The sequence below is a fragment of the Peribacillus sp. SIMBA_075 genome (assembly GCF_046534585.1).
This window is the reverse complement of the sequence record NZ_JAWRYN010001126.1, coordinates 1-253: the sequence shown is the minus strand read 5'-3', so window position 1 is coordinate 253 and position 253 is coordinate 1. Positions and strand designations below refer to the sequence as shown.

1 pseudogene is annotated in these 253 nt (G+C 38.3%); it reads left to right on the top strand.

The features are described from left to right. Positions 1-253, top strand: a pseudogene (locus SB775_RS31815) (Fe-S cluster assembly protein SufB); the annotation flags it as partial.

Genomic DNA, 253 nt, shown 5'->3' with positions numbered 1-253 from the left:
GGCGGCGACTTAAACGACTTAGATTTCGATGAAATTACGTACTACGTAAAACCATCTGAGAAATCTGAGAAGTCTTGGGATGAAGTACCTGAGGAAATTAAAGCGACATTTGATAAATTAGGTATTCCTGAAGCGGAGCAAAAATATTTAGCTGGTGTATCTGCACAGTACGAATCTGAAGTTGTATACCACAACATGAAAGAAGATCTAGAAGCTCTAGGAATCGTCTTCAAAGATACAGATAGCGCATTAA